The organism is Roseovarius lutimaris (assembly GCF_900115165.1).
In the GTDB taxonomy this organism is placed as follows: domain Bacteria; phylum Pseudomonadota; class Alphaproteobacteria; order Rhodobacterales; family Rhodobacteraceae; genus Roseovarius; species Roseovarius lutimaris.
Window position 1 is genome coordinate 50,638 of record NZ_FOVP01000015.1, and the last position, 23,297, is coordinate 73,934.

Consider the following 23,297-nt stretch of genomic DNA (forward strand, 5'->3'; position numbering starts at 1 on the left):
TACCCTGCATCATTCCCCCGCTAAGCACATGAAAATGGCGATAATTCGACCATTTTCCCGAATTCCGGGGCATTTACCACCCCGTGATGCCGACCGGCCACGCCGAAGCGGCAAAATCGCAAAATGACCCCGGTTTCGCCCTCTGGTCAGCCATGTTTCAAGGCTGGTATAGCTGATTTTCAAACGTCGCGTATCGGGGCCATCATCGTGGAATTTAAAATCAAAGAACAGTGTATCCGGATTGCCCCACGGGACCGCGAGGCGCTTGAGCGGGACGTCGCGGCGCACCTGCACGACGGGCGCGGCTTTGCCCTTGCGACGCTCAATCTCGATCATCTGGTCAAATTGCCGCGCGATCCGGCGTTTCTTGCGGCCTATGCCCGGCACGACATGATCGTCGCCGATGGCAATCCGATTGTCTGGCTCTCAAGGCTGGCCGGGCGGCCCGTTGGCCTGGTTCCCGGCTCTGACATGGTGATACCGCTGGTGCGGATCGCGGCGGATTGCGGCGCGCCTCTGGCCTTGCTCGGCAGCACCGAAACGGTGCTGTCAGAGGCGGCCAAGGGATTGCGCGCACAGGTGCCGGGGATCAATATCGCGGCGCAGATTGCGCCGCCGATGGGGATTGATCCAACCGGCCCCGAGGCCGACGCGATGATTGCCCGATTGGAACACTCCGGCGCGCGTCTCTGCCTTGTGGCGCTTGGTGCGCCGAAACAGGAAATCTTTGCCGCCCGCGCCTATGCGCGCTTGCCGCATGTGGGCTTTGCCGCCTTTGGCGCAGGGCTTGATTTCATCGCCGGTGAACAGGTGCGGGCGCCCGCATGGGTGCGGGCGATGGCGCTCGAATGGCTATGGCGGATGCTGGGCCAGCCGCGCCGGATGGTGCCGCGCTATGCCCGCTGCGCGGCGATCCTTCCGGGGCATGTGCTGCGCGCATTGCGCCTGCGCGGTTCAGCCTGAGATCATCTGCGGGCGACGCCGCCGCAGCAACAGCGCGTCCTTGACCCGCCCCTTGATTCCGCGCGGTGGCAGGATTTCTCGATTTTGTTCAAACACGGTTCCGGTCAGGACCGGATCATGCCAGAGCGCCAGCGTCGCCCCCCATTTCGCCGATTGCGCCGGGTCAAGCCCATGCGCCACGCCCATCCTTGTCGCCAGCATGCCGGGCATCCAGTCGTTGATCACAATATCCGGGAAGCGGTCGGCTAGATCGGCAATCATTGCGCGGGTCAGAATGCGCGCCGCGCCCTTTGACACCGCATAACCGGACGAGGCCGGCAGCGGCGCGATATCGGCGAAGGTCGAGACATTCATGATCCGGCCAAACCCGGCCTCGACCATCCCTTCAAGAGCGGCATGGCTGCAATTGACCATGCCGCCAAGATTGATCGCGACCGTGTCCATAAAGCTGTCCGGCGTCTCGTCGAGAAAATCGCGCCGTGGATAGACGGCGGCGTTGTTGATCAGCAAGGTGATCGGCACCTCGTCGGCGATCTGGCTCAGGCCTTCGCGCACCGCGCCCGCATCGGCGACATCGACCTGAAGCATCTCGACGCTGTCGCGGGGCGCAAGGGCGGCAGTTTCCTCGATCCCGTCGCGCCTGCGCCCAAGCGCCACCACCCGCATGCCGCGCGCCGCAAGCTCAAGCACAAGCGCGCGGCCAAGCCCGCCGCCCGCGCCGGTCACCACGGCAATCCCGGATTTGATCCTGTCGTTCATTCTGTTGCGTCCTTCGGGAGGCTGGTGCCAATCGCCTCGGCAACCCGCAGGGCATTGGCGGCAATGGTCAGGCTTGGGTTCACCCCCATCGACGAGGGCATGAAAGAGGCATCCGACACATAAAGATTATCCAGCCCATGCGCCCGGCAATCGGCGTTCAGAACGCTGGTTTTCGGGTCGTTGCCAAAGCGCAGCGTGCCACAGGGATGGCCGAAATTCAACTCGGGCTGATGGGTCAGAAACAACCGTCGATGCCCGCGCAACGCCTTCGATATGGCGCGGCGAAAGGCGCGGCGGCGGGTCAGCAATTCACCGTGCAGATGATAGGTGAAATCAAGCGCCTCTGGTGCGTCTTCATCCCACGTCACGCGGTTTTCGGGGTATCCCAGATCCTCCATCAGGCCGACAAACACCTTGGCCTGTCCCATAAGGCGCGCGGCGATCAAAGCCGGAATGCGGGTCAGTTGGCGCAGGGGCCGGATATGGCGCAGCGCCGAGCGGTCGAACATCCCGTTAAGGAAATGCACGATCTCGCCGTATCCCGCATCAATCCCCATGGCCTGCACCGTGCCGAACCGCTGACCGTCGCGATGGTAAAGGTCGCGCAGCGATATCGCCTTGCCGGGGCCGGGTGCGTGCGCTGCGCGCGGCGGCCAGAGGGCGAAGACCTCATTAAGGTGAAACATCAGGTTGCGCCCGACAAGCCCGCTTTCGTTGGCGCAGCCCCCGGGCCAGTGCGCGGCGTGTGACGCCAGCAAAAGGCGCGGCGACCCGAACGCCCCCGCCGCCAGAACAAAGCGGCGCGCGCGCAGATCAAACGCCGCGCCCCTCCGCGTCACCTCGATATGGCTGATCCGGCCCGGCGCGCCGCAAAGCCGCTTGACCGTGCAGTTATCAAGCAGCCTTGCACGCCCCGTCGCAAGCGCCGGTTCCACCCCGGCAGAACGGCCATCCATCTTGCAGGGGCGCGGGCATTTTACGCCAAGGCAATCATGACAACCCTCAAGATAACGGATCGCGGAATGCAGGCGATAGGGGTGCAACCCCGCCCGCGTCAGGCTTGTCATCAGGGCACTGTCGCCCGCGCTTAGCGGCGGCGGCTTGGCCAGATCGGCGGGCGGTTCCGGCGACAGGGGGTCGGCCTCACCGCAGACATGCAAAAGCGCCTCGGCACGCGCATACCAGGGGCGCATCGCATCAAACCCTACGGGCCAGCCGCCGGTGGGGTGCGGGCGATCCTCGGTGGCCTCAAGATCATGGCGTTCAGGGCGCTCAAGCGTAGCGGCATAAAACACCGACGAACCGCCGACGCCTGCCCCGAGGGGGCCAAAAAATTCCGATGCGCGCCCGTTGATCGTGGCGCGCATCGGCCCCGGCCAATAGCCGCGCAGCTGTCGCGCAACGGGATCGGCCATATCAGGATTGAGGCCCTGACGCTCGGCGCGGTGCCCGTTGGGGCCTTTCTCGACAAACAGCACCGAGAGCCCCATTTCGGCCAACCGACGCCCGACTATCCCGCCGCCCATACCCGCACCGATCACGATCACATCCCAAAGGGTATCTTGAATATCGCCGGTCATTGCGCGGCCTCGGGCGCGGCAAAAACCGGCACGAAGAGATCGCTGAGCGCGATAGCGGCGCGGTTGGTGAGGTGGTTATTGTCAAAATACCACGCCTCGCCGCCCTGCATCACCGAACAGGCATTTACGTCACACAGGCGCGGCCAGCCGTCGATCCAGGTAATCCGCCCGGCGCTGGCAAGCGCGGCAAGCGGCGCCTCGGCGGGCGCGGCGCGCGCAAGGGCCTCGGCCAGGGGCACCTTGAAAACGGTGTCATCGCCGCGCGCCATCCGGCCATGGGCCAGGGCGCGGGCGATCCGGCGCGAGTCGTAATCCGGCACCTCGGGCATCTGGCGCAGCACGAATATGCGCCCGAATTGCGGGGCAAGCTCGGCCAGCGTGCGGGTCAGCGCGGCGTTGAACAGCGTGTGTTGCGGCCCGACCGGCAGATTGCTGTCAGGCGCGGGCGCAAGAGCGATGCGGTTATGGGCATCAAGCCCGCTGCCCTGCCCCTCGGTATAATAGCTCCAGCGGCCAACAAGCAGCAGGGTTTTCAGGCTGTCGATCTGCGACAGGCCCTTGCGGATCGTGGCATTGGCGCGGGTGCAATCGGCATCCTGTGCAGGGGTGGCCGCACTCTCGGTCTTGGTGACACCAAAGAGTGGCGGACAGCCGGCATGCCAGATCACCAGAGCGGGGCGACCCGCGACAAAGGCGGCACGCTCGACCCCCTCTTTCATTGCCCGCAGATGGCTATCGCCCCAGATCAGAACCTCGGGCGGGCCATCGGGGCCAACCGGGCAGGTCTCGACCCCGACCAGCGGGCCGGCCTCGGCCACCACGCAGTGCGACCAATCCTGATTGAAATCACCAGAGGCCTCGATATGGGTGCGCACAAAGGGCGCAAAACGACCCGCCATGCCATCACCTTTCCAGATCAGCGCGCCAAGCGCCAGCAATACCCCCGAGGCAAGAACCGTACCGCCCACCAAGGGCAGGGTCGCGGGGCCGCGCATGCGCCGCACGGGCCGCTCGACATAGCGCCAGGACAGCACCGAAATCCCGAAGGCGAGCGCCAGCCAGAGCGCCGCTTCCAAGCCACCCGAATAGCCCCCGCGCCAATATTGCGAGAGTGTCAGAACCGGCCAGTGCCAGAGATAAAGCGAATAGGAAATCACCCCGATGAACACCGGGGCGGGATGCGACAGCGCGCGATTGACCGGGTTCGCGTCACGCCCGTTGGCAAGGATAAGAACCGTGCCGATCACCGGCACAAGCGCCTGAAGCCCCGGAAAACCCGGCCCCGGCGTGATCAACACGATGCCCGCCAGAACAAGCCCGAGACCGGCCCATGACAGCACCGGATGCACCACCCATCGCAGGCCCCTTTGCTGACCGGCGATGGCCAAAAGCACCCCGGCCAAAAGCTCCCATGCGCGGAACGGAAACAGATAAAAGGCCGCCGTCGGCGAGGTTGCGGTCAAGCGCACGCAGGCCAGCAGCGACAGGATCGCCGCGCCCGCCAAGAGGGTCGGCAAGGCCCGCCGCCAACGGATCAAAAGCAAAAGCGCAAAGGGCAGGACGATATAAAACTGCTCTTCCACCGCCAGCGACCATGTGTGCAACAGCACCTTATCCTCGGCGCCGATGTCGAAATACCCCGCCTCGCGGTAAAAATTCACGTTCGACAGGTAAACCGTGGCCGCAATCAGGGCCTTGCCGAAGGCGCGGAATTCGAACGGCAAAAGCACGAACCATGCCACCAGAAACGACGCCGCCGCCATGGCGAAATAGGCCGGCGCCAGCCGCCTGATCCGACGCAGATAGAACGCGCCAAGGCGGATGCGCCCGGTCGCGATCAACTCGGACCAGAGGATACCACCGATCAGGAACCCCGAAAGCACGAAGAAGATATCGACACCGACAAACCCGCCCGACAGCGCCGGCAGGCCAAAGTGATAGAGCACCACCGCCAAAACGGCGATGGCGCGCAGCCCGTCGATCTCGGGGCGATAGCCGATCGCGCCAGCCTGCCCGCTCATGTCGGGACCTCGCCTTGCGCCCATGGCGCGCAACTGGCGGGCGTGGGGCGTTCAAAAAATACCGGCAACGGCGCACCCGAAAGCACCGCCTGATAAACGTCAAGCACCTGTTCGGCCTTGCGATCCCAGGTGAAATTCTGCGCCACCCAGGCGCGCGCCGTCTGGCCGGTTTCGGCCAGGGCTGTGCGATCCTCTGCGAGAAACGCCAAGGCGGTGCGAAACCCGGAAATAATGCGCTCGCGCGGCCCGATGGGCACTTTGTAGCCACGCCCGGCCTGCACCAACTCGCCGGGGCCGGCGTAATCGACAATCAAGGGCGGCACGCCAAGCGCCATCGCCTCAAGCACCACGCCGCCACCGAATTCGCGGATCGAGGGAAAGGCGAAGAGGTGACAGGCGGCCAGAACATTCTGCACGTCCTTGTGCGGCAGCCAGCCGTGAAAGGTGATCGCCTCACTGACGCCAAGCGCCTCGGCCTGTGCGCGCAGATCGCCCATCATCGGCCCGTCGCCCACCAGATCAAGCCGGAGCGTGCCCGCCCGCAGCAGTGGCGCGGCCGCCTCGATCAGCATGTCAGGGCCTTTATAAGGCACAAGCCGACCCACGAACCCGGCGCGCAGTGGCCCGGTCCCGGGCGCGGGGGCGTGCGAAAACCGCGCCGGATCAATCGCGTTTTCCGGCAGGTAGACACATTTGCCGCGCATCGCCTCGGGCATTTCCCCGAGGGTATGGCGCGACCCGACAAGGATGGCGCTCGCGTGGGTCAGAGTTGCGCGCCGCCCCGGCAGGGCCTTATAGGCGCTGCGCAGATAGCTGAGCCATTCGCGTTCGCGCCGCCGCTCGCGATCAAAGCCCTCGGGCCAGGGCACGCCACCATTGAGCGGCCCCAGCACAAAGGGCACGCCTGCGCGCGCGCATTTGGCGGCAATCGGGCTTGACAGGGTCGGGCTTAGCGGGGTGATGCGATGCACGATGTCATACTGTCCGGCGGTAATATCCGCGCCAAACGCCTTCCAGACGAGATGTTCAAACCACGGATAGGACAGCGCGTTGATCAATTGCAACGTGGTCCAGCCCTTGCCTTCGCCCATCCGAAGCTTTTGCCCAAGCGCCCAGAGCGGGCGGGCCAGAGCCTCGGACTCAATCGCGGTAAAATCCACCCCCTCGCGCAGGCCCGCGCGCAGAAAGGCGTCGCGGTTGCGCACCTGCGTGACGATATGCACATCCGCCACCTCGCGTAGCGCGTTTGCCAGCGACCAGCCGACAAGCGGCACGCTGACCCATTCGGGATTGGCGGCCTCGGCAATCGCCAGAACGCGCAGTCTTTGCCCTGTCATCATGCGTCCCTCACATCACCGGGCGCCAGCCGAGCGGGCCATGGCGTTTGCGCGACGGGCTTTGATCGCGCATCTTTTCGGCAAGCCCCAGAAGCGTGCCGGCAAACAACCAGGTGAGCGGCGTGAGGGTCGCATTCGGCAGCATATCAATCAGGTTCACCGCCAGCAAAAGCGCCACCGGCCCCAAAAGCGGCGAGAGGTCATCCCGCGCAAGGCGGCGGCTATTGATCCAGAGCATCAGGATTGGCAGGGCGATCAATCCGAATTCGGCCATGTAACCAACCCAGCCATAGATGCCGATCAGGATGATCCAGCGCCCGTCAGTCACGGTTTCAATAATCCCGGTAAAGGGGTTCAGGATATGATTGCGCCCCCAGCTTCCCCAGCCGAAAAGCGGCTTGAGATAGGCGCGCTCCATCAGGATATCTTCGTTATCAAGCCGAAAGCGCAGCGAATTGGCGCGCTCGGGGCTGGCGCGCCCCGCCTGCTCCAGAATCCAGTCAACCGGGACAAGCCCGGCACCCTTGAGCACCGGATAACTTATCGCGACAAGCGCCATCAGTGCCGCGATGCGAAGCTGCATTCGCACCGGCAGCAAAAGCGCCAGCGGCGCGAGGTAGATGCCATAGATTAGCGAGCCAAGCGATTTGCACAGCACCAGCACCAGGCCCAGGTAAAGCGCCGCCCCGATCAGGATGATCCGACGGCGACCATCGGCCTCGCGCGCGAGGGCAATCGCACAGGTGATCGCCATGACGGTAAAGAACGCCACCCAAAGCCCGTGATACATGAACACGATCGGGCGAAAGCCGCCATCGCGGATCATCTGTTCGAAATTGTGCTGGAAATAGCCGTAAATCCAGATGTTAAGCTGTGGTGACAGGCGCACCTCAAGCAGCATCGGTAACGAATAGATCATTCCGCCCACAAACAGCGCGCCGACCAGTTCGCGCAAGCCCTGCGGCGAGGCCAGAATCTGACGCGCCATCAGGAACGGCAGGATCAGGATGAACTGCAACAGGACGAGCGCGACCATATCCTTGAGGCCCAAGGCCGGCAGGCCGATGCTGCCGTAAAACACCGGTTCCATATTGCCCAGAACGGTGGCGACGGGGCTGAAAATGAACAGCAGAACAAGCACCCGTGCCACCCGTCCGCGCGGCAAGAGCGGCGCCTGTCGGCCATAGTGGTAAAGGCAGATCGCAAAGGTGACAACGCTTGGCAGCGATTCCTTGGTCAGCGGCGGCATCAGCGGAAAGTCAAACGCGGCGGGTGGCGGCGGCAGGAACATATAGGCCCCCAAAAGCGACCAGATCAGCGCACGCTCAATCGGCCAGCGACGAAACATCACCAGCGTTACAAGCGGCCAGACCGCCAGCATGAGATAGGCCAAACCATTCGGCATAATGCGCCGGGCACCTCGTTTTGTTTACAACCACGTCATCTGTCGTTGATCAAAGCGCGGGCAAATTCGTTTGCCTGACCCGCGCCCTTATTCCTGCTCAGCCCCAACGCGGGGTTGATTTCAGGTTCACTCTATGCTCCAAAAGGGTCAGATATCAACAAATTCAACGTGCTAGCGTCTTATTTCGCGCGCGGCATGCATCAATGCCCGCGTATCGGGCCAATTGTTTTGACAAGGGCAAGGATCGCCACAGCATGGCGCAGGCACGGCCCCTTCGGATCGCCTATTTATGCGATCAAAGCCCTGAGGACCGCCAAAGCTATTCCGGCGGCAATGCCCGGCTTCTGGCGGCGTTGCGCGATCATGTCGGCGAGGTCAGCGTGCTTGGCACTGGCTGGCACGCGGCACAGCCCGTCCGACGGGCGATCGAAGGCCTGCCCGACCCTGTAGCGATCCGCGCCCGCTGGCGCGCGCATCTTGCCCTTGGGCGGGTGATCGCGCGCGGTGTGGCCAATGACTTGCGACAGGGACAGTATGACGTTCTGTTCTGCGCCTATAGCTTTCAGTCGCTGCACAGGTTGCGCCTGCCCTACCCGATGATCACGGCCTATACCTCTGATGCGACACCGACGGTCTACAAACGCTCCGAGGTGGGGGCGGCCTTTGGATCATTCCTCAAGGTGTCGCGCCTTGTTGATCCGCTGATCCAGCGGACCGAACGACAGGTGTTTCAGGCAACCGACCTTTTGTTCTGGCCGAGTGAATGGCTCAAGTCAGAGGCCGATGCGCTTTACGGCCTTGATCCGGCAAAGTCGCTGGTCGTGCCCTGGGGGGCCAATATCGCCGACCCAGGCACGGCAGCGGCACCGCCAAAATTGGCGCCCGGCGCGCCTCTGCACCTTTTGGTTCTGGGGCGCGACTGGTTTGCCAAGGGCGGCCCGGTGGCGTTTGAAACCATGCAACGGTTGCGCGCCCTGGGCCATGATGCGCGGCTCACGGTGATCGGCTGTACCCCGCCCGCGTTTCACCGCAATGCCCACGTCACCGTGCATCCGCATCTGGACAAATCCAGACCCGACGAGCGTGCGACGCTCGACGCCTGTCTCAAATCGGCACATTTCATGGTGATGGCATCGTTTGAATCCTACGGCTTCGCCTTTTGCGAGGCTTCGGCGCATGGGCTTCCGTCGCTTTGTCTGAATGTCGGCGGGGTGCCGGTGCGCGACGGCGTGAACGGTCATGCCATCGCCGCCGAGGGCGACACTGTGGCGGCCTTCACGACGCTGATCACCGGCTATCTGCAAGACCCTGCCACCTATGGCGCGTTGCGCGCCACGACCCGGCAGGAATACGAGACGCGGCTGAACTGGCGCGCCTGGGGAAGCATGGTGCACGAGCGGCTGTTGGCGGCGCGCACCGGGGTAAGGTGATCTTTCAGACGATCAACAGCCGGTGCCGCAAAGCACCACGCGGAAGGTGCGCATCATCACCATCAGATCAGTCACCAGCGACAGTTCCTTGAAATAGCTGTTGTCGAATTCGGCGCGCTCGGCAAAGCTGCTTTCGTTGCGCACCGAGATTTGCCAGAAACCGGTAATGCCCGGACGCATGGCATAATAAGCAAGGCCCGGATACATCCCGCGCTGTGACGGCATCATCGGACGAGGGCCGACAATCGACATATCCCCCTTGAGCACGTTGAAAAGCTGCGGCAGCTCGTCCAGCGAAGTCTTGCGGATGATCCGCCCGATGGTGGTGATCCGGGGGTCATGGCGCAGCTTCTGATGCTCGTCCCATTCACGGCGGTGCTCGGGGTTCGCATTCAGATAGGTTTCAAGCTGTGCCTCGGCATCGGCGACCATGCTGCGCAATTTCCACATGCGGAAATTTTTGCCATTCCGACCAACGCGGTTTTGCGTAAAGAAGGGCGACTTCCCGTCCAGGGCGACCAGTGCCGCTACCACCGCAACAACGGCTGCAACCGGCAAGGCCACTGCAAGGACGATCAAAATGTCCATGAGCCGCTTGAAAAAGCCGGTGTAAACCTGTGGCCGGTCAACCAGAACGGCAGGGTTTTGAATAAAATCTTTAGTATTCAGGCGTGGTTCTGCCCGAAGCATTCTAAAAGTCATACTTGGCACTCCCCAATAGTACACGATCCACAAACTCATAACCGTCACGCTTACGAGCACCCCTTGCACCCGTTGACGGCCGGACAGCCCGGCCAACGCTTTCCAAATACGGCCGAATTACGGCGCAAACTGCACCGAATTACGACGCCCCGGATTGCACGCAATCCGACCGTAGTGCATATGACATCAAGTTTACTCGGCAGCCTTCTCGGCAGATAAACAGATGCCCCCACATCTATCTCGCCGGGAAATTATTCAGCTTTTAAGCTAACTTATCAAAGATCGCCTATAATGGCACAGCAAGTCAAGAACACTGAAAAAACACAACTTTAACGATAGTTACGTCGAAATGAGTTGACAGATTGGCCATTAGCCACCCCCGCCAACGCCTCAATTTCGCCCTGTTCGTGACCCTTCGATTTCCCATGCGTCGATCTAATTTTCGCCGCATTTCGGCCTCAAACACAACGAGATACTGTTGCCGCAGCTGCGCCGCTCAACCATGGTCACGCCCGCAATTATCGCCATATTAGAAACAGTGAATGTGTAAGCCGAGCATTACCTCTTGTAAAAGGGGAAAATACGGTCGGTGGTCCCATAAACTTCGGCGAAACAGGGAATTACTGTCGCCGATTGGGAAACGGGCATTGAGGCTAAGGTCAGCCTTCGCAAAGCAAAAATACACCCGCAACAGCCCGCCGCATCGGCGCCACATTTCCGACACGTTTAAAGAGAGCGTCGAAAACGCTCAAAAACGCGGGCGTCTGACGCCGTTGCGGAATTCGCCCCGAATCACCCCGTTCAAACAGGGTCGCCACCCGGGATCGAGGGCTGTAGCACAGCTAAAAACGCCGCCCGGGGGTCTCCCGGACGGCGCGTGAGCCTTGAGTTTGAAAAGCCGCGTCAGGCGCGCACAAGCGCCTCATAGCCCTCAGACACCTCGCGGGTCAGGGCGCCCACCTCGAAGGTATAATCGCCGATCTGACCCACCGGGGTGACCTCGGCGGCAGAGCCGGTCAGGAAACACTGTTCAAAGCCTTCAAGCTCTTCCGGCATGATGTGGCGCTCGTGGACCTTAATCTGACGGTCGCGCAGCATGCCGATCACCGTCTGGCGGGTCAGACCGTTCAGGATCGAATCCGCCAGCGGCGTGTGGATCTCGCCATCCTTGACAAAGAAGATATTGGCGCCGGTCGCCTCGGCCACGTAACCGCGATAATCCAGGAACATGGCATCCGAACAGCCTTTGGCCTCGGCCGCGTGCTTGGACATGGTGCAGATCATGTAAAGACCGGCCGCCTTGGCCGCCACCGGGATGGTTTCGGGGCTGGGGCGTTTCCACTTGGCGATATCAAGCTTGGCCCCCTTCATCTTGGCGTCGCCATAATAATTGCCCCATTCCCAGGCGGTCACCGCCATGCGGATCGGGTTGCGCGATGCGGCGACACCCATATCCTCGCCCGCGCCGCGAAACGCGACCACGCGCAGATAGGCATTGGTCAGGTTGTTGGCATCCAGCACCTCGCGCTTGGCGGCTTCGATCTGATCCACGGTATAAGGGATCGCCATATCCATAAGCTCGCCCGACTTCAAAAGCCGCGCCGAATGTTCACGGCTCTTGAACACCTTGCCATCATAACAGCGCTCGCCCTCGAAAACCGAACTGGCATAGTGCAGCGCATGGGTCAGAATATGGACATTGGCATCACGCCAATCGACAAGGCCCCCATCCATCCAGATCTTTCCGTCGCGATCATCATAGCCAGACATCATACGTCTCCTTTTGGCATTCTTTGCATTTGTTGCGCAATTTATGGCCGTTGCGGACATTAAATTGCGTTAAAACTGAGATTCGCTACCAGTTTGACCTTGGAATGTCAACAAAGCTGACTTAATATGAAACATATCGCGTGAGTATTGTGAACGGAGACTGGTCATGGCCGAATTTCAGGGTGGCGAAAACCTTTTGTTTCTGACCGATGAACAGCTGCGCCAAGGGATCGAGGCAATGTTCTTTGCCTACCGCGGCTTTACCGCCGATCCTGATCGCATTCTGGCCACCATGGCCTATGGTCGCGCGCATCACCGGGCGGTCCACTTTATTTCGCGCAGTCCGGGGACGACGGTGAACAATCTGCTGAATATTTTGGGTGTGACCAAACAATCGCTGAACCGGGTGCTGCGCACGCTGGTCGAGGACGGCCTGGTCGACAGCCGCGTGGGCAAGGCCGACAAGCGCGAACGCCATCTGTTTCTGACCGATGCGGGCGAGGCGCTGGAGCGCAAGCTCTCGGATGCCCAACGCGCCCGGATGCGCGCGGCATACCGCGCCGCGGGCCCCGAGGCGGTCGCGGGCTTTCGTCAGGTGCTGGAAGCGATGATGGAGCCGGAGTTGCGCCGCCGATATTATGGCATCAGGGAGAATGAGGTATGAGTGATCCAGCCCCGCATCTGCTGATTGTCGATGACGACGAACGTATTCGCGGCCTGCTGCGAAAGTATCTGATGCGGCACGGGTTTCTTGTCTCTGTCGCGCGCGATGCGGGCCATGCGCGGCGGGTTCTTGGCGGTCTTGATTTCGATCTGATCGTGCTGGATGTGATGATGCCCGGCGAAACCGGGATCGACCTCACGCGCGCGTTGCGCGAGACCCACAGCACACCGATCCTTCTGCTGACGGCGCGCGGGGAAACCCCGGATCGCATCGAGGGGCTGGAGGCGGGGGCCGACGATTACCTCTCGAAACCGTTCGAACCAAAAGAGCTTTTGCTTCGGATCAATGCGATCCTGCGGCGGGTGCCCGAACCAGAGCCCGAGACCACGACCCTCAAGGTCGTGCAAATGGGCGCCGTGCGCTATGACATCGAACGCGCCGAGCTTAGCCGCGGCGGCACGCCGATCCGGCTGACCGCGACCGAGGTTCAGCTGATGCGCATCTTTGCCGAGAACCTGCGCCAGCCGGTGACGCGCACCAAGCTTGTCGAGGATCTGGGGCGCGATGGCGGCCAGGCACAGGAACGTGCCGTTGACGTGCAGATCACCCGCCTGCGCCGCAAGATTGAATCCGACCCCAAACAGCCGCGCTATCTTCAGACCGTGCGCGGCGAGGGCTATATGCTGTCGCCCGACTAGCAACTGTGTCTATTCGCCGGGCTGAACCTGCCAGGGCGTGCCGGTTTTGATGATGGCGTTGACGATCATGATCAGCCTGCATGTCGGCTGCGTCCGCCAATCGCCCTATTTTCCCGACTTGTCCAGCGCATCAAGCCGCGCCTTGAGAGCCTCGTTTTCTTCGCGCGCCTTTTGGGCCATGGCGCGGACGGCGTCGAATTCTTCACGGGTGACGAAATCACGATCCGCAAGCCAGCGGTCGATCATCGACTTCATCGCGGTTTCGGCCTCGGTCTTGGCCCCCTGCGCCACGCCCATGGCGTTGGTCATCAGTTGCGAAATATCGTCGAGGACTTTGTTACGGGTTTGCATGGGGTTCTCCGGCGTTACACTTCTGCTCTTATATGGGCCTAAACCCGCCCATCACAAGGTTGACTTCCCCCGGCGACCAGAGGCACAGAGACGCACATGCACGCCATGATCCCCTTTCCCGATATCTCACCCGAGATTTTCACCCTGTCCCTCTTCGGGATGGAATTCGCGCTGCGTTGGTATGCGCTGTCTTATATCGTCGGCATTCTTCTGGGCTGGCGGCTTGTGGTGGCCAGCGTCAAGCGCCCGCATCTGTGGCGCGATGCAAGCGCCCCGATGACCCCGCCGCAGGTCGAGGATCTTTTGACCTGGGTGATCCTTGGCGTCATCCTCGGCGGGCGGCTTGGCTTCGTGCTGTTCTATCAGCCGGGCTATTACCTGCAAAACCCGATGCAGATCCTTCAGGTCTGGCAGGGCGGCATGTCGTTTCATGGCGGGCTTTTGGGGGTTGTGACGGCCTGTCTCCTCTACTCCAAACGCCAGGGCATTGCCTGGCTCTCGGTGGGTGATGTTCTCTGCATGGTGGCGCCGATCGGTCTTTTGCTGGGCCGGATCGCCAATTTCATCAATGCAGAACTTTGGGGCCGCCCGACCAGCCTGCCCTGGGGCGTGGCCTTTCCCGGCGCGGCGGCACAGGATTGCCCGGATGTGATCGGGATTTGCGCGCGCCATCCCTCACAGCTTTATGAGGCAGCGCTCGAAGGACTTATCCTTGGCGCAGTGCTGGTCTTTCTCGCCTATCGTCGCGGTGCCCTGAAAGAGCCGGGTCGGATCACCGGTCTGTTTTTTATCGGCTACGGCGTCTCGCGCTTTATCGTCGAATTTGTCCGCCAGGCCGACGCGCAGTTCATCACACCCGACAATCCCATGGGTTATGCGGTGCAGATGGGTGGGTTCGGGCTGAGCATGGGGCAATTGCTGTCGCTGCCGATGATCGCCTTTGGTCTGGCCATGGTCGCCTGGGCAAAACGGTCCCGCCCTGCATGAAAGGGCTGCGGGACCACCTGATCGCCCGGATCAGCGAGGGCGGGCCAATCACGCTGGCCGATTACATGGCGGCCTGCCTGATGCATCCCGAGTATGGCTATTACGCCACCCGCGATCCGTTTGGTGTGGCGGGCGATTTCATCACCGCGCCGGAAATCAGCCAGATGTTCGGCGAGTTGATCGGCCTCTGCCTTGCGCAATGCTGGCTGGATCAGGGCGCGCCCGATACGTTTGCCCTGGCCGAGGCCGGGCCGGGGCGCGGCACGCTGATGGCCGATATCCTGCGCGCCACAAAGGGCGTGCCCGGCTTTCATGCCGCCGCAGAACTTCATCTGATTGAGACCTCGCCAATCCTGCGCAAGGCCCAGAGCAAGACGATTGCCCGCCCCGACATTACCTTTCACGAGCGCGTAGATACCCTGCCCGAGTTGCCGCTTTACCTTGTCGCCAACGAATTCTTTGACGCCCTGCCGATCCGCCAGTTCGAGCGCGATGACGACGGTTGGCGCGAGCGCCTGATCGGGCTAACCGACGGCCAGCTTGCCTTTGGCCTTGGCGGGCCGACCGCTTTGCCACAGCTTGCGCATCGGCTGAGCGACACGAAACCCGGTGACCTTGTCGAGACCTGCGCCCCCGCCGAGGCCGCCACTGCCGTGATCGGCGCGCGCATCCATGCCCATGGCGGCGCGGGGTTGATTATCGACTATGGTGACTGGCGCTCGCTTGGCGATACGTTTCAGGCGTTGAAAGACCATGCCGCAACCGATCCGCTGGCCAATCCCGGCGGGGCCGATCTGACAGCGCATGTGGATTTCGAGGCTCTGGCCAGATCCGCCGCCCCGGCCGCGCATTCCCGCCTGACCGCGCAGGGCGTGTTTTTGGAACGCCTCGGCATCACCCAAAGGGCACAGGCGCTCGCCCGCAATCTTGACGGTGAGGCCCTTGAAAATCATATCGCCGCACATCGGCGCTTGACCCATGCGACGGAAATGGGGACGCTCTTCAAAGTGCTGGGGCTTTTTCCCAAAACCGCCAACCCGCCACCGGGACTTGAAACATGACGCTCGAAATTCTGACCGCCGATAGTCTGGCCAAATTTCGCCACGGGTTTTTCACCCGGCGCGGCGGCGCGTCTTCGGGCATTTTCTCGGGATTGAATTGTGGCGCGGGATCGTCGGATCAATCCGAGATCGTCAGCATCAACCGCGCCCGCGTCGCCGAGGCGATGCAGGTCGAGCCCGACAAGATGCTTGGCGTGCATCAGGTGCATTCCGCCGATGTCATCGCCGCGACCGGCCCATTGGCCGAGCGCCCGCGCGCCGATGGCCTGGTCACGGCGACGCCGGGGCTTGCGCTCTCGGTACTGACCGCCGATTGCCAGCCGGTGCTGTTTGGCGATGCCAGGGCCGGGGTCATCGGGGCCGCCCATGCCGGATGGCGCGGGGCGCTTGACGGTGTGCTTGAGGCCACGCTTGACGCGATGGAGGCGCTTGGCGCCAAACGCGAGGATATCTGCGCCGTCATCGGCCCCTCGATCAGCCAGGCCGCCTATGAGGTCGGCCCCGAGTTTATTGACGATTTCATCGCCGAAGACCCCCAAAACAGCCAGTTTTTCGCCAACGGGCTGAATGGCCACTATCAATTCGACCTGCCTGCCTATGGATTGCACCGTTTGCGCCGCGCCGGGGTGGGACAGGCTGAATGGACACGCCATTGCACCTATGGCGATCCAGACCGGTTTTATTCCTATCGCCGGAGCACCCATGCAGGCGAGGCCGACTATGGTCGGTTGATTTCGGTGATCCGGCTCTGATTGGGGCAGCACCCAGGCAAGGGCGCGCAGATTTTCGCCGCATTTAGCGAAAGCAAGCCGCAACGCGCGTCGCAACTGGCTCACTGATATTTAAAAATTCCACAATTTTTCAATACTTTAATTAAAAATGAAACCACTTTCACCGGGCGCATTCAATACATCTCAGGTTTTTCCAGTTTTATTTGTCCCTGTCAAAACTTGGCCCCAAACCGGGAGCATAGTTGCAGATAACGAAACAATGCGCCCAAGCGCCGCGAGACGCCCCGAGGAGAGAACAATGAAGAAACGATGGTTGAAATCGGTCGTGGACAACAGCAAGCAACAGGCCCCGACCCTGCCTTTTCAGCGCAGCGTACGTCAGACGCTCAAGCGCGCCCGCATCGTGGCGCTGCCAGCGGCGGTGAAAACGGCTTAGGTCACCATGACCGCCGGTATGGCCCGTGTCAAAAGACCAGTCGCCCAGTGACCCGGTGCGACACCAAGGCCACCCGCATCCAGAGGGTGGCCGTTTCTTATGCGCCCTGCGATTCGGCGGGCGACAGTCAGAATGTGGCAAAGCTGAAAATCAATCGGCTACAAAGCCCGCACAGATCCGTGATTGCCCGCGAAACCGGGACAATAACCGCCAAAACTTGACCCAAATTAGCGGCGTGCGGCATACTATCCTGATAACGTAAACAGAACTTGTCCTTCTGTCGTTGTCGGTGGGGGCCGACGCGGTTGTGACGACCTAAGTAAGGTGACACAACATGACGATACCCCGCTGGACTGCGCAACCTGCGCGGAACTCTGACGTTTCCCGCATGCCAACCCGCAATGCCGCCCCGTCCGAGCGCAAACCCATGATGATGCGCAAATACCGCACATCCTGGCAGGCCGAAGATGGCCAGATCATGCAGGACGAACAGGTCGGCCCGGCGCTGCCGTTGTTTGAATCCGCGTTCTCCGCCTTTGCCCGTGGCACCCTGATCACCACCACACGCGGCCCCGTGGCGATCGAGGATCTGACCCCCGGCGCCAAGCTTGTGACCGCAGAGCACGGACCGATGCCGGTGGCCTGGATCGGGTCCATGTCCCTCACCCCCGCGCATGACAGCCAAGGGTTCGAGCCGACAATCCTGACCCGGATCATGGCCGATGCCTTTGGCATTGGCCGCCCGATGGCGGATTTTCTCGCCGGGCCCGGCGCGCGCATCCTGACCCGTCCGCGCAACATGCGGGCCAATATCGGTGGCGATCAGGTACTGACTCCGGCGCGCAATCTTTCGGATGGTATCCACGCCATCGAGATCCGGCCACAGCGCCCGGTAACCGTCTATCACCTCTGCCTGCGGCGGCATGCCACGATCACCGCGAACGGGCTTGAGGTTGAAAGCTTTCATCCCGCGCCGGGGTTCGAACGTAGCTTGGGGCCAAACATGCTCCGGCTTTTTCTGGGGCTGTTCCCGCATATCCGCGAGCCGCACCAATTTGGAAGCATGGCGCATCTGCGCCTGCCGCTGTCATCGCCCGAGGGTCTGGAAATCGCCTGATCGACGCGCGGCTAGGCCGATTGGGTCAGCCGCGCCTCAAGAATATCGAACGGCACGCCGGGGTCATCCTTGGCAACGCGAATGACGAGCGAGGTCTTGACGCTCGCCACATTATCGGCGGCGGTCAATTCCTCGGTCAAAAAGCGCTGAAAGGTGCTTAGATCGGGGGCCACGCATTTGAGGATGAAATCCACCTCGCCATTCAGCATGTGACATTCGCGCACAAGCGGCCAGTTGCGACAGCGGGTCTCGAAGGCGCTGAGGTCGGCCTCGGCCTGACTTTGCAGACCGACCATGGCAAACACCTGAACCTCGAATCCAAGCTCGCGGGCGTCCACCTCGGCGTGATAACCGCGGATGAATCCCGATTCTTCCAGTGTGCGCACCCGCCTCAAACAGGGCGGCGCGGAAATACCGACGCGTTTGGCCAGTTCGACATTGGTCATGCGACCGTCTGCCTGCAACTCTGCCAGTATTTTGCGATCAATCGGATCAAGACGGGAAACCGCCATGCCTCATCCCCCTCAGATTTCGCGATTGTTATACCACGCCGGTTGGCGCGCGCAATAATGTTTCGCATCTGCGCAAGATCATTTCCCCGGCACGCCCATGGCAGATGGAACGGCAAAGCCGAGTTGCAAGGGGTTACATGCCGCGCAAGGCGCCGCTATATCTCTGGCCAAACGAAATGCAACCGCACATCAAAGAGATATCCCATGTCCGAAACCCGTCACACCAAATGCCTTATCATCGGGTCTGGCCCCGCTGGCTATACCGCCGGCGTCTATGCCAGCCGCGCCATGCTTGAACCTATCCTCGTGCAGGGCATCGAGCCGGGCGGCCAGCTTACCACCACGACCGAGGTTGAAAACTGGCCCGGCGACACCGAGGTGCAGGGCCCCGATCTCATGCTTCGGATGGAGGCGCATGCCAAGGCGATGGGCTGCGAGATTATCGGCGATATCATCACCGAGCTTGATATCAAGTCCCGCCCCTTCACCGCACGTGGCGACAGCGGCACGGTCTATACCGCCGATGCGGTGATCCTGTCGACCGGCGCGCGCGCCAAATGGCTTGGCCTGCCCAGTGAAGAAGCGTTCAAAGGCTTCGGCGTGTCGGCCTGTGCTACCTGCGACGGGTTCTTTTATCGCGGACAAGAGATTGTCGTGATCGGCGGCGGCAATACCGCCGTGGAAGAGGCGCTTTTCCTGACCAATTTCGCCTCCAAGGTGACGCTGATCCACCGCCGCGACGAATTGCGCGCCGAAAAGATCCTTCAGGACCGGCTTTTCAAGAACCCGAAGATCGAAACCCTCTGGCATCACACGCTCGACGAAGTAACCGGCACCGACAATCCCAAGGGCGTCGAAGGGGTGCGCGTGAAACATGTGGACACCGGCGAGATCACCGAAATCCCCTGCAAGGGCGTGTTCATCGCCATCGGCCACGCCCCGGCAAGCGAGCTTGTGAGCGATACGCTTGAGCTTCATAACGGCGGCTACGTCAAGGTTGAGCCCGGCAGCACCCGCACCAGCGTGCCCGGCGTGTTCGCGGCGGGCGATTTGACCGACCACATCTACCGTCAGGCCGTTACAAGCGCCGGCATGGGGTGTATGGCCGCGCTTGACGCCGAACGCTTTCTGGCCGAGCAGGACGGCTGAACAAGGCGCGCGTTTGACTGCTTGCCATAGCAGCGGTCAAACGCACGTCCTACGTCCTCATCTTCTGTAGCGGTTTTATGCTGAACTGCGATAAATTCGCGGCATTTTCGCCTCTTTTCACCAAACGCTGCCTGTTTAACTTGAAACTTGCCCTTTTGCGGGTCTATTTCGCGCGCAACCACGGTTGCATGCGGCAACCAAATTTAACTTTGCAATTTGCCCGAGGGTTTCCATGCAACACCAAAATCTTGCCCCCATTCCCGAGCTTTACGTCTCGCACGAAAGCGCACAGAAACTGAAAGTTGAGGCTGCGGACCTTATCAGTTGGGATTTGAACCCACGTCAGATTTGCGACCTCGAACTTTTGATGAACGGTGGGTTCAACCCGCTCAAGGGGTTTCTGAGCGAAGCCGATTATGACGGTGTCGTCGACAACATGCGCCTCGCCAATGGCGCACTCTGGCCGATGCCGATCAACCTTGATGTCAGCGAAAAATTCGCCGAGGCGCTGGAGCTTGGGCAGGATATCGCGCTGCGCGACCAGGAGGGCGTGATCCTCGCCACGATGACGGTGACCGACCGTTGGACCCCGAACAAGGCGCGCGAGGCCGAAAAGGTATTCGGCGCCGACGACTCTGCGCACCCGGCGGTGAACTATCTGCATAACACGGCCGGTTCGGTCTATCTTGGCGGGCCGGTCACCGGCATTCAGCAACCGGTGCATTACGATTTCCGCGGCAGCCGCGACACCCCGAACGAATTGCGCGCGCTGTTCCGCAAACTCGGCTGGCGTCGCGTTGTGGCGTTTCAGACCCGCAACCCGCTGCATCGCGCGCATCAGGAGCTGACCTTCCGCGCCGCCAAGGAGGCGCAGGCGAACCTGTTGATCCACCCGGTCGTGGGTATGACCAAGCCGGGCGATGTCGATCACTTTACCCGCGTGCGCTGTTACGAGGCGGTGATTGACAAATATCCGGGCTCGACCACCACGATGAGCCTTTTGAACCTTGCCATGCGCATGGGCGGCCCCCGCGAGGCGGTCTGGCACGGGCTGATCCGCGCCAATCACGGCTGCACCCATTTCATCGTCGGTCGCGATCACGCCGGCCCCGGCAAAAACTCGGCCGGTGATGATTTCTATGGCCCCTATGATGCCCAGGATCTGTTCCGCAAGTATCAGGATGAAATCGGCGTCGAGATGGTCGATTTCAAACACATGGTCTATGTGCAGGAACGCGCCCAATACGAACCGATGGACGAGATCGAAGACAAGGATGACGTGACCATCCTGAATATCTCGGGCACCGAGTTGCGCCGTCGTTTGCAAGAGGGGCTTGAGATTCCGGAATGGTTCTCTTTCCCCGAAGTGGTGAGCGAGCTGCGCCGCACCCGTCCGCCACGCTCGCAACAGGGCTTTACCGTGTTCTTCACCGGCTTTTCGGGGTCGGGGAAATCCACCATCGCCAACGCCCTCATGGTCAAGCTGATGGAAATGGGCGGTCGCCCGGTAACCCTGCTTGATGGCGATATCGTGCGCAAGAACCTCAGCTCGGAACTTGGATTTTCCAAGGAACATCGCGACCTGAACATCCGCCGGATCGGCTATGTCGCCTCGGAAATCACCAAGAACGGCGGCATCGCGATCTGCGCGCCGATCGCGCCCTATGCGACCACACGCCGGGCCGTGCGCGAAGACGTCGAAGCCTTCGGCGCCTTCATCGAGGTGCATGTCGCCACCACTATCGAGGAATGTGAACGCCGCGACCGCAAAGGTCTCTACAAGCTGGCACGCGAAGGCAAGATCAAGGAATTCACCGGGATTTCAGACCCCTATGATGTTCCAGAGACGCCCGAGTTGCGCGTTGAAACCGAAGGTGCAGATGTCGACAACTGCGCGCATCAGGTGATCCTCAAGCTTGAACAGATGGGCCTTATCGCGGGCTGATTGCCCCACCCCACAGTGATCGCCAAAGGGCCGCTCCATCGGGGCGGCCCTTTTGATTTGCTCACAGATGTAATTGCCCAGACATAAGCACCCGGCCCTGACCAGAAACCCGCACGCCGGTGATGGCATCGGGCGGGCCAAGCACCTCGATCTCGGCGCGGCCCGGTCGACCCATCCAATGGCCCTGTTCGGCCACGAAACGCGGGCTTTCAATCAACCCATGCCGCCAGAGATAAGCCGCCATCGCCCCGCTGGCCGATCCGGTAAAGGCATCCTCGGGCGGGCTTGGCGGCGCAATAAGCAGGCGTGAAAACGTATCCCCCGCCGCTGTTGCGCCCTCCAGAGTAACCCAGAACGGCTCCATCATATCACTATCACCATGCCCTAGATGCGTCGCCAACCGCGCCAGGGCACCCTGATCAAGCACGAGCCGACGCAGCACGTCGTGATCGCGCAGAACCGTAATGCAAAACGGTAAACCGGTTGAAACCACCTGCGGCGTGGCGATGATATCATCCGCCGCGATCCCGCCGACAGCCGCCACAAGATCGCGCGGCAGGTCCGGTCCGAACACGGGGGCAACCTGTGTCATGGTGATGCGCGGCACGTCCTCGCGCGCGTCAATCGTGATTGGTACAAGCCCCGCGCCGGTCTCCAGCATAAGCTCGCGCCCGCGCGTCAATCCGCGCGCCACCAAAGAGGCAACCGTCGCAATCGTCGGATGCCCGGCAAAGGGAATTTCCCGGCTGGCAAGAAAATAGCGCACCTTGATATCGGCCACCTCGGAGGGCTCGAGAAAGGTGCATTCCACAAGCGAGGTTTCGCGCACAAAGGCCTGACAGGTCTCGCCCGTCAGGGTCCCAGCATCATGCACCACCGCACAGCCATTGCCGCCGAACGCCTGATCGGTAAAGGCATCGACCCAGTCAAACACATAGCTGGTCATCGCCGGGCCTGCCTCTCTTGAAGATTAGTGAACCGTGACCGGGTTCATGTTGTTCTGACGCGCCAGCATAAAGGCAAGCTTGCGGTCGCCCACAAGCGCCAGCCGCTCACCATCAACGGTGTGAACCGCGTAAAGCGTGGTCAGATCGCCCGCCTGCTCGCGCATCTCCTCGGGCAGGTCTTTGACTTTGACCGGCCGCACATAGACGATCGCAGGTGCCTCATTGATCTCGAAGTCGTATTTGGTATCCATCCTGGCTTACCCCTTGTTTATCTTGACCCTCTGCACAACCGGTTCGGGTTGGGCACGGGTCAGGTCAACATGCAACAGACCGTTTTCCATGATCGCCTCGCCGACTTCGACCCCATCGGCCAGCACGAAAGAACGCTGGAATTGCCGCGCGGCAATCCCGCGGTGCAGGTATAGGCGGGCCTCGGCATCGTCATTCTGACGGCCCCGGATCACCAATTGGCGATCCTCGACCGTGATCGACAGGTCATCCTCGCCAAACCCGGCCACGGCAAGCGTGATCCGATAGGAATTGTTCGAGGTCTGTTCGATATTGAAAGGCGGATAACCCTCATTGCCGGATTTCGCACTGCGTTCCAACATGCGCTCAAGCTGTTCAAACCCGAGCATGTAGGGGTGCGACCCCAGTGTAAGCTTTGTCATCGACATGTCCTTGATTCTAAGCGACCGTCCGTTACGCAGGCCCCGTTATGGCAACCTGCCC

23 protein-coding genes are annotated in these 23,297 nt (G+C 61.5%); 11 read left to right on the plus strand and 12 right to left on the minus strand.

Annotated elements, in window-relative coordinates:
* Positions 1-207 precede the first annotated feature (207 nt).
* On the plus strand, positions 208-963 hold the full coding sequence (locus BMZ91_RS13615; protein ID WP_092839931.1) for a WecB/TagA/CpsF family glycosyltransferase: 756 nt from the start codon (positions 208-210) through the stop codon (positions 961-963).
* On the opposite strand, the gene BMZ91_RS13620 is transcribed toward BMZ91_RS13615, so the two are convergent.
* Genes BMZ91_RS13620 through BMZ91_RS13640 form a run of 5 tightly spaced genes read right to left on the minus strand, consistent with a single transcriptional unit; the run spans position 955 to position 8,065 of the window.
* Positions 955-1,722, minus strand: coding sequence for an SDR family NAD(P)-dependent oxidoreductase (locus tag BMZ91_RS13620; RefSeq protein ID WP_092839934.1), 768 nt, complete (start codon positions 1,720-1,722; stop codon positions 955-957). The genes BMZ91_RS13615 and BMZ91_RS13620 overlap by 9 nt on opposite strands.
* Entirely contained in the window at positions 1,719-3,302 is a 1,584-nt protein-coding gene (locus BMZ91_RS13625) for a GMC oxidoreductase (protein ID WP_092839937.1), read from the minus strand. Before BMZ91_RS13625 ends, BMZ91_RS13620 begins: the two co-directional genes overlap by 4 nt.
* A complete protein-coding gene (locus tag BMZ91_RS13630) occupies positions 3,299-5,323 on the minus strand; it encodes an acyltransferase family protein (RefSeq protein ID WP_092839939.1) in 2,025 nt (674 codons plus the stop codon). Before BMZ91_RS13630 ends, BMZ91_RS13625 begins: the two co-directional genes overlap by 4 nt.
* Positions 5,320-6,663: a glycosyltransferase family 4 protein gene (locus tag BMZ91_RS13635; RefSeq protein ID WP_425441578.1), complete on the minus strand. Its 1,344-nt coding sequence runs from the start codon at positions 6,661-6,663 to the stop codon at positions 5,320-5,322. Before BMZ91_RS13635 ends, BMZ91_RS13630 begins: the two co-directional genes overlap by 4 nt.
* A 7-nt stretch (positions 6,664-6,670) precedes the next feature.
* Complete coding sequence (locus BMZ91_RS13640; RefSeq protein WP_092839942.1) at positions 6,671-8,065, minus strand: hypothetical protein; 1,395 nt, start codon at positions 8,063-8,065, stop codon at positions 6,671-6,673.
* Positions 8,066-8,268: 203 nt separating this feature from the next.
* On the opposite strand from BMZ91_RS13640, the gene BMZ91_RS13645 reads away from it, so the two are divergent.
* Positions 8,269-9,495: a glycosyltransferase family 4 protein gene (locus tag BMZ91_RS13645; RefSeq protein WP_245736384.1), complete on the plus strand. Its 1,227-nt coding sequence runs from the start codon at positions 8,269-8,271 to the stop codon at positions 9,493-9,495.
* A gap of 12 nt (positions 9,496-9,507) precedes the next feature.
* Here BMZ91_RS13645 and BMZ91_RS13650 read toward each other — a convergent pair whose 3' ends face one another.
* Complete coding sequence (locus BMZ91_RS13650) at positions 9,508-10,197, minus strand: sugar transferase (RefSeq protein WP_092839945.1); 690 nt, start codon at positions 10,195-10,197, stop codon at positions 9,508-9,510.
* Between the two features lie 903 nt (positions 10,198-11,100).
* Positions 11,101-11,967, minus strand: a complete 867-nt coding sequence (locus BMZ91_RS13655; protein WP_092840149.1) for a branched-chain amino acid aminotransferase — start codon at positions 11,965-11,967, stop codon at positions 11,101-11,103.
* 166 nt (positions 11,968-12,133) lie between these two features.
* Here BMZ91_RS13655 and BMZ91_RS13660 point away from each other — a divergent pair, with 166 nt between their 5' ends.
* The gene (locus BMZ91_RS13660; RefSeq protein ID WP_092839948.1) at positions 12,134-12,631 is read left to right on the plus strand and encodes a MarR family winged helix-turn-helix transcriptional regulator; all 498 of its coding nucleotides are present in this window, start codon (positions 12,134-12,136) and stop codon (positions 12,629-12,631) included.
* Positions 12,628-13,329 (plus strand): response regulator, encoded by a 702-nt coding sequence (locus tag BMZ91_RS13665; RefSeq protein ID WP_092839951.1) that lies wholly within the window; start codon positions 12,628-12,630, stop codon positions 13,327-13,329. Before BMZ91_RS13660 ends, BMZ91_RS13665 begins: the two co-directional genes overlap by 4 nt.
* A gap of 105 nt (positions 13,330-13,434) precedes the next feature.
* Here BMZ91_RS13665 and BMZ91_RS13670 read toward each other — a convergent pair whose 3' ends face one another.
* Complete coding sequence (locus BMZ91_RS13670; RefSeq protein WP_092839954.1) at positions 13,435-13,680, minus strand: accessory factor UbiK family protein; 246 nt, start codon at positions 13,678-13,680, stop codon at positions 13,435-13,437.
* Positions 13,681-13,776: 96 nt separating this feature from the next.
* On the opposite strand from BMZ91_RS13670, the gene lgt reads away from it, so the two are divergent.
* From lgt to BMZ91_RS13690, 5 genes are all read left to right on the plus strand, one after another.
* Positions 13,777-14,667, plus strand: coding sequence for a prolipoprotein diacylglyceryl transferase (gene lgt, locus BMZ91_RS13675; protein ID WP_092839957.1), 891 nt, complete (start codon positions 13,777-13,779; stop codon positions 14,665-14,667).
* Complete coding sequence (locus BMZ91_RS13680; protein WP_092839962.1) at positions 14,664-15,728, plus strand: class I SAM-dependent methyltransferase; 1,065 nt, start codon at positions 14,664-14,666, stop codon at positions 15,726-15,728. Before lgt ends, BMZ91_RS13680 begins: the two co-directional genes overlap by 4 nt.
* The gene (pgeF, locus tag BMZ91_RS13685) at positions 15,725-16,480 is read left to right on the plus strand and encodes a peptidoglycan editing factor PgeF (protein WP_092839965.1); all 756 of its coding nucleotides are present in this window, start codon (positions 15,725-15,727) and stop codon (positions 16,478-16,480) included. Before BMZ91_RS13680 ends, pgeF begins: the two co-directional genes overlap by 4 nt.
* A 277-nt stretch (positions 16,481-16,757) precedes the next feature.
* Positions 16,758-16,895: a hypothetical protein gene (locus BMZ91_RS21485; protein WP_177193872.1), complete on the plus strand. Its 138-nt coding sequence runs from the start codon at positions 16,758-16,760 to the stop codon at positions 16,893-16,895.
* 334 nt (positions 16,896-17,229) lie between these two features.
* A complete protein-coding gene (locus BMZ91_RS13690) occupies positions 17,230-18,012 on the plus strand; it encodes a Hint domain-containing protein (protein WP_092839968.1) in 783 nt (260 codons plus the stop codon).
* An 11-nt stretch (positions 18,013-18,023) separates the two neighbouring features.
* Here the strand turns inward: BMZ91_RS13690 and BMZ91_RS13695 are convergent, their stop codons facing one another.
* Positions 18,024-18,524, minus strand: coding sequence for an Lrp/AsnC family transcriptional regulator (locus tag BMZ91_RS13695; RefSeq protein WP_092839971.1), 501 nt, complete (start codon positions 18,522-18,524; stop codon positions 18,024-18,026).
* A gap of 204 nt (positions 18,525-18,728) precedes the next feature.
* On the opposite strand from BMZ91_RS13695, the gene trxB reads away from it, so the two are divergent.
* Together trxB and BMZ91_RS13705 are read left to right on the plus strand one after the other, a co-directional pair.
* Positions 18,729-19,673 carry a thioredoxin-disulfide reductase gene (trxB, locus tag BMZ91_RS13700; protein WP_092839974.1) on the plus strand — a complete coding sequence of 315 codons (945 nt, stop codon included), beginning with the start codon at positions 18,729-18,731 and terminating at the stop codon, positions 19,671-19,673.
* 232 nt (positions 19,674-19,905) lie between these two features.
* A complete protein-coding gene (locus BMZ91_RS13705; RefSeq protein WP_092839976.1) occupies positions 19,906-21,618 on the plus strand; it encodes a bifunctional sulfate adenylyltransferase/adenylylsulfate kinase in 1,713 nt (570 codons plus the stop codon).
* A 61-nt stretch (positions 21,619-21,679) separates the two neighbouring features.
* On the opposite strand, the gene BMZ91_RS13710 is transcribed toward BMZ91_RS13705, so the two are convergent.
* Genes BMZ91_RS13710 through BMZ91_RS13720 form a run of 3 tightly spaced genes read right to left on the minus strand, consistent with a single transcriptional unit; the run spans position 21,680 to position 23,236 of the window.
* Positions 21,680-22,564 (minus strand): PhzF family phenazine biosynthesis protein, encoded by an 885-nt coding sequence (locus tag BMZ91_RS13710; RefSeq protein WP_092839979.1) that lies wholly within the window; start codon positions 22,562-22,564, stop codon positions 21,680-21,682.
* Between the two features lie 24 nt (positions 22,565-22,588).
* Positions 22,589-22,816, minus strand: coding sequence for a DUF1150 family protein (locus tag BMZ91_RS13715; RefSeq protein WP_092839982.1), 228 nt, complete (start codon positions 22,814-22,816; stop codon positions 22,589-22,591).
* A 6-nt stretch (positions 22,817-22,822) separates the two neighbouring features.
* Positions 22,823-23,236 carry an Hsp20 family protein gene (locus tag BMZ91_RS13720; RefSeq protein ID WP_092839985.1) on the minus strand — a complete coding sequence of 138 codons (414 nt, stop codon included), beginning with the start codon at positions 23,234-23,236 and terminating at the stop codon, positions 22,823-22,825.
* Between the last annotated feature and the right edge of the window lie 61 nt (positions 23,237-23,297).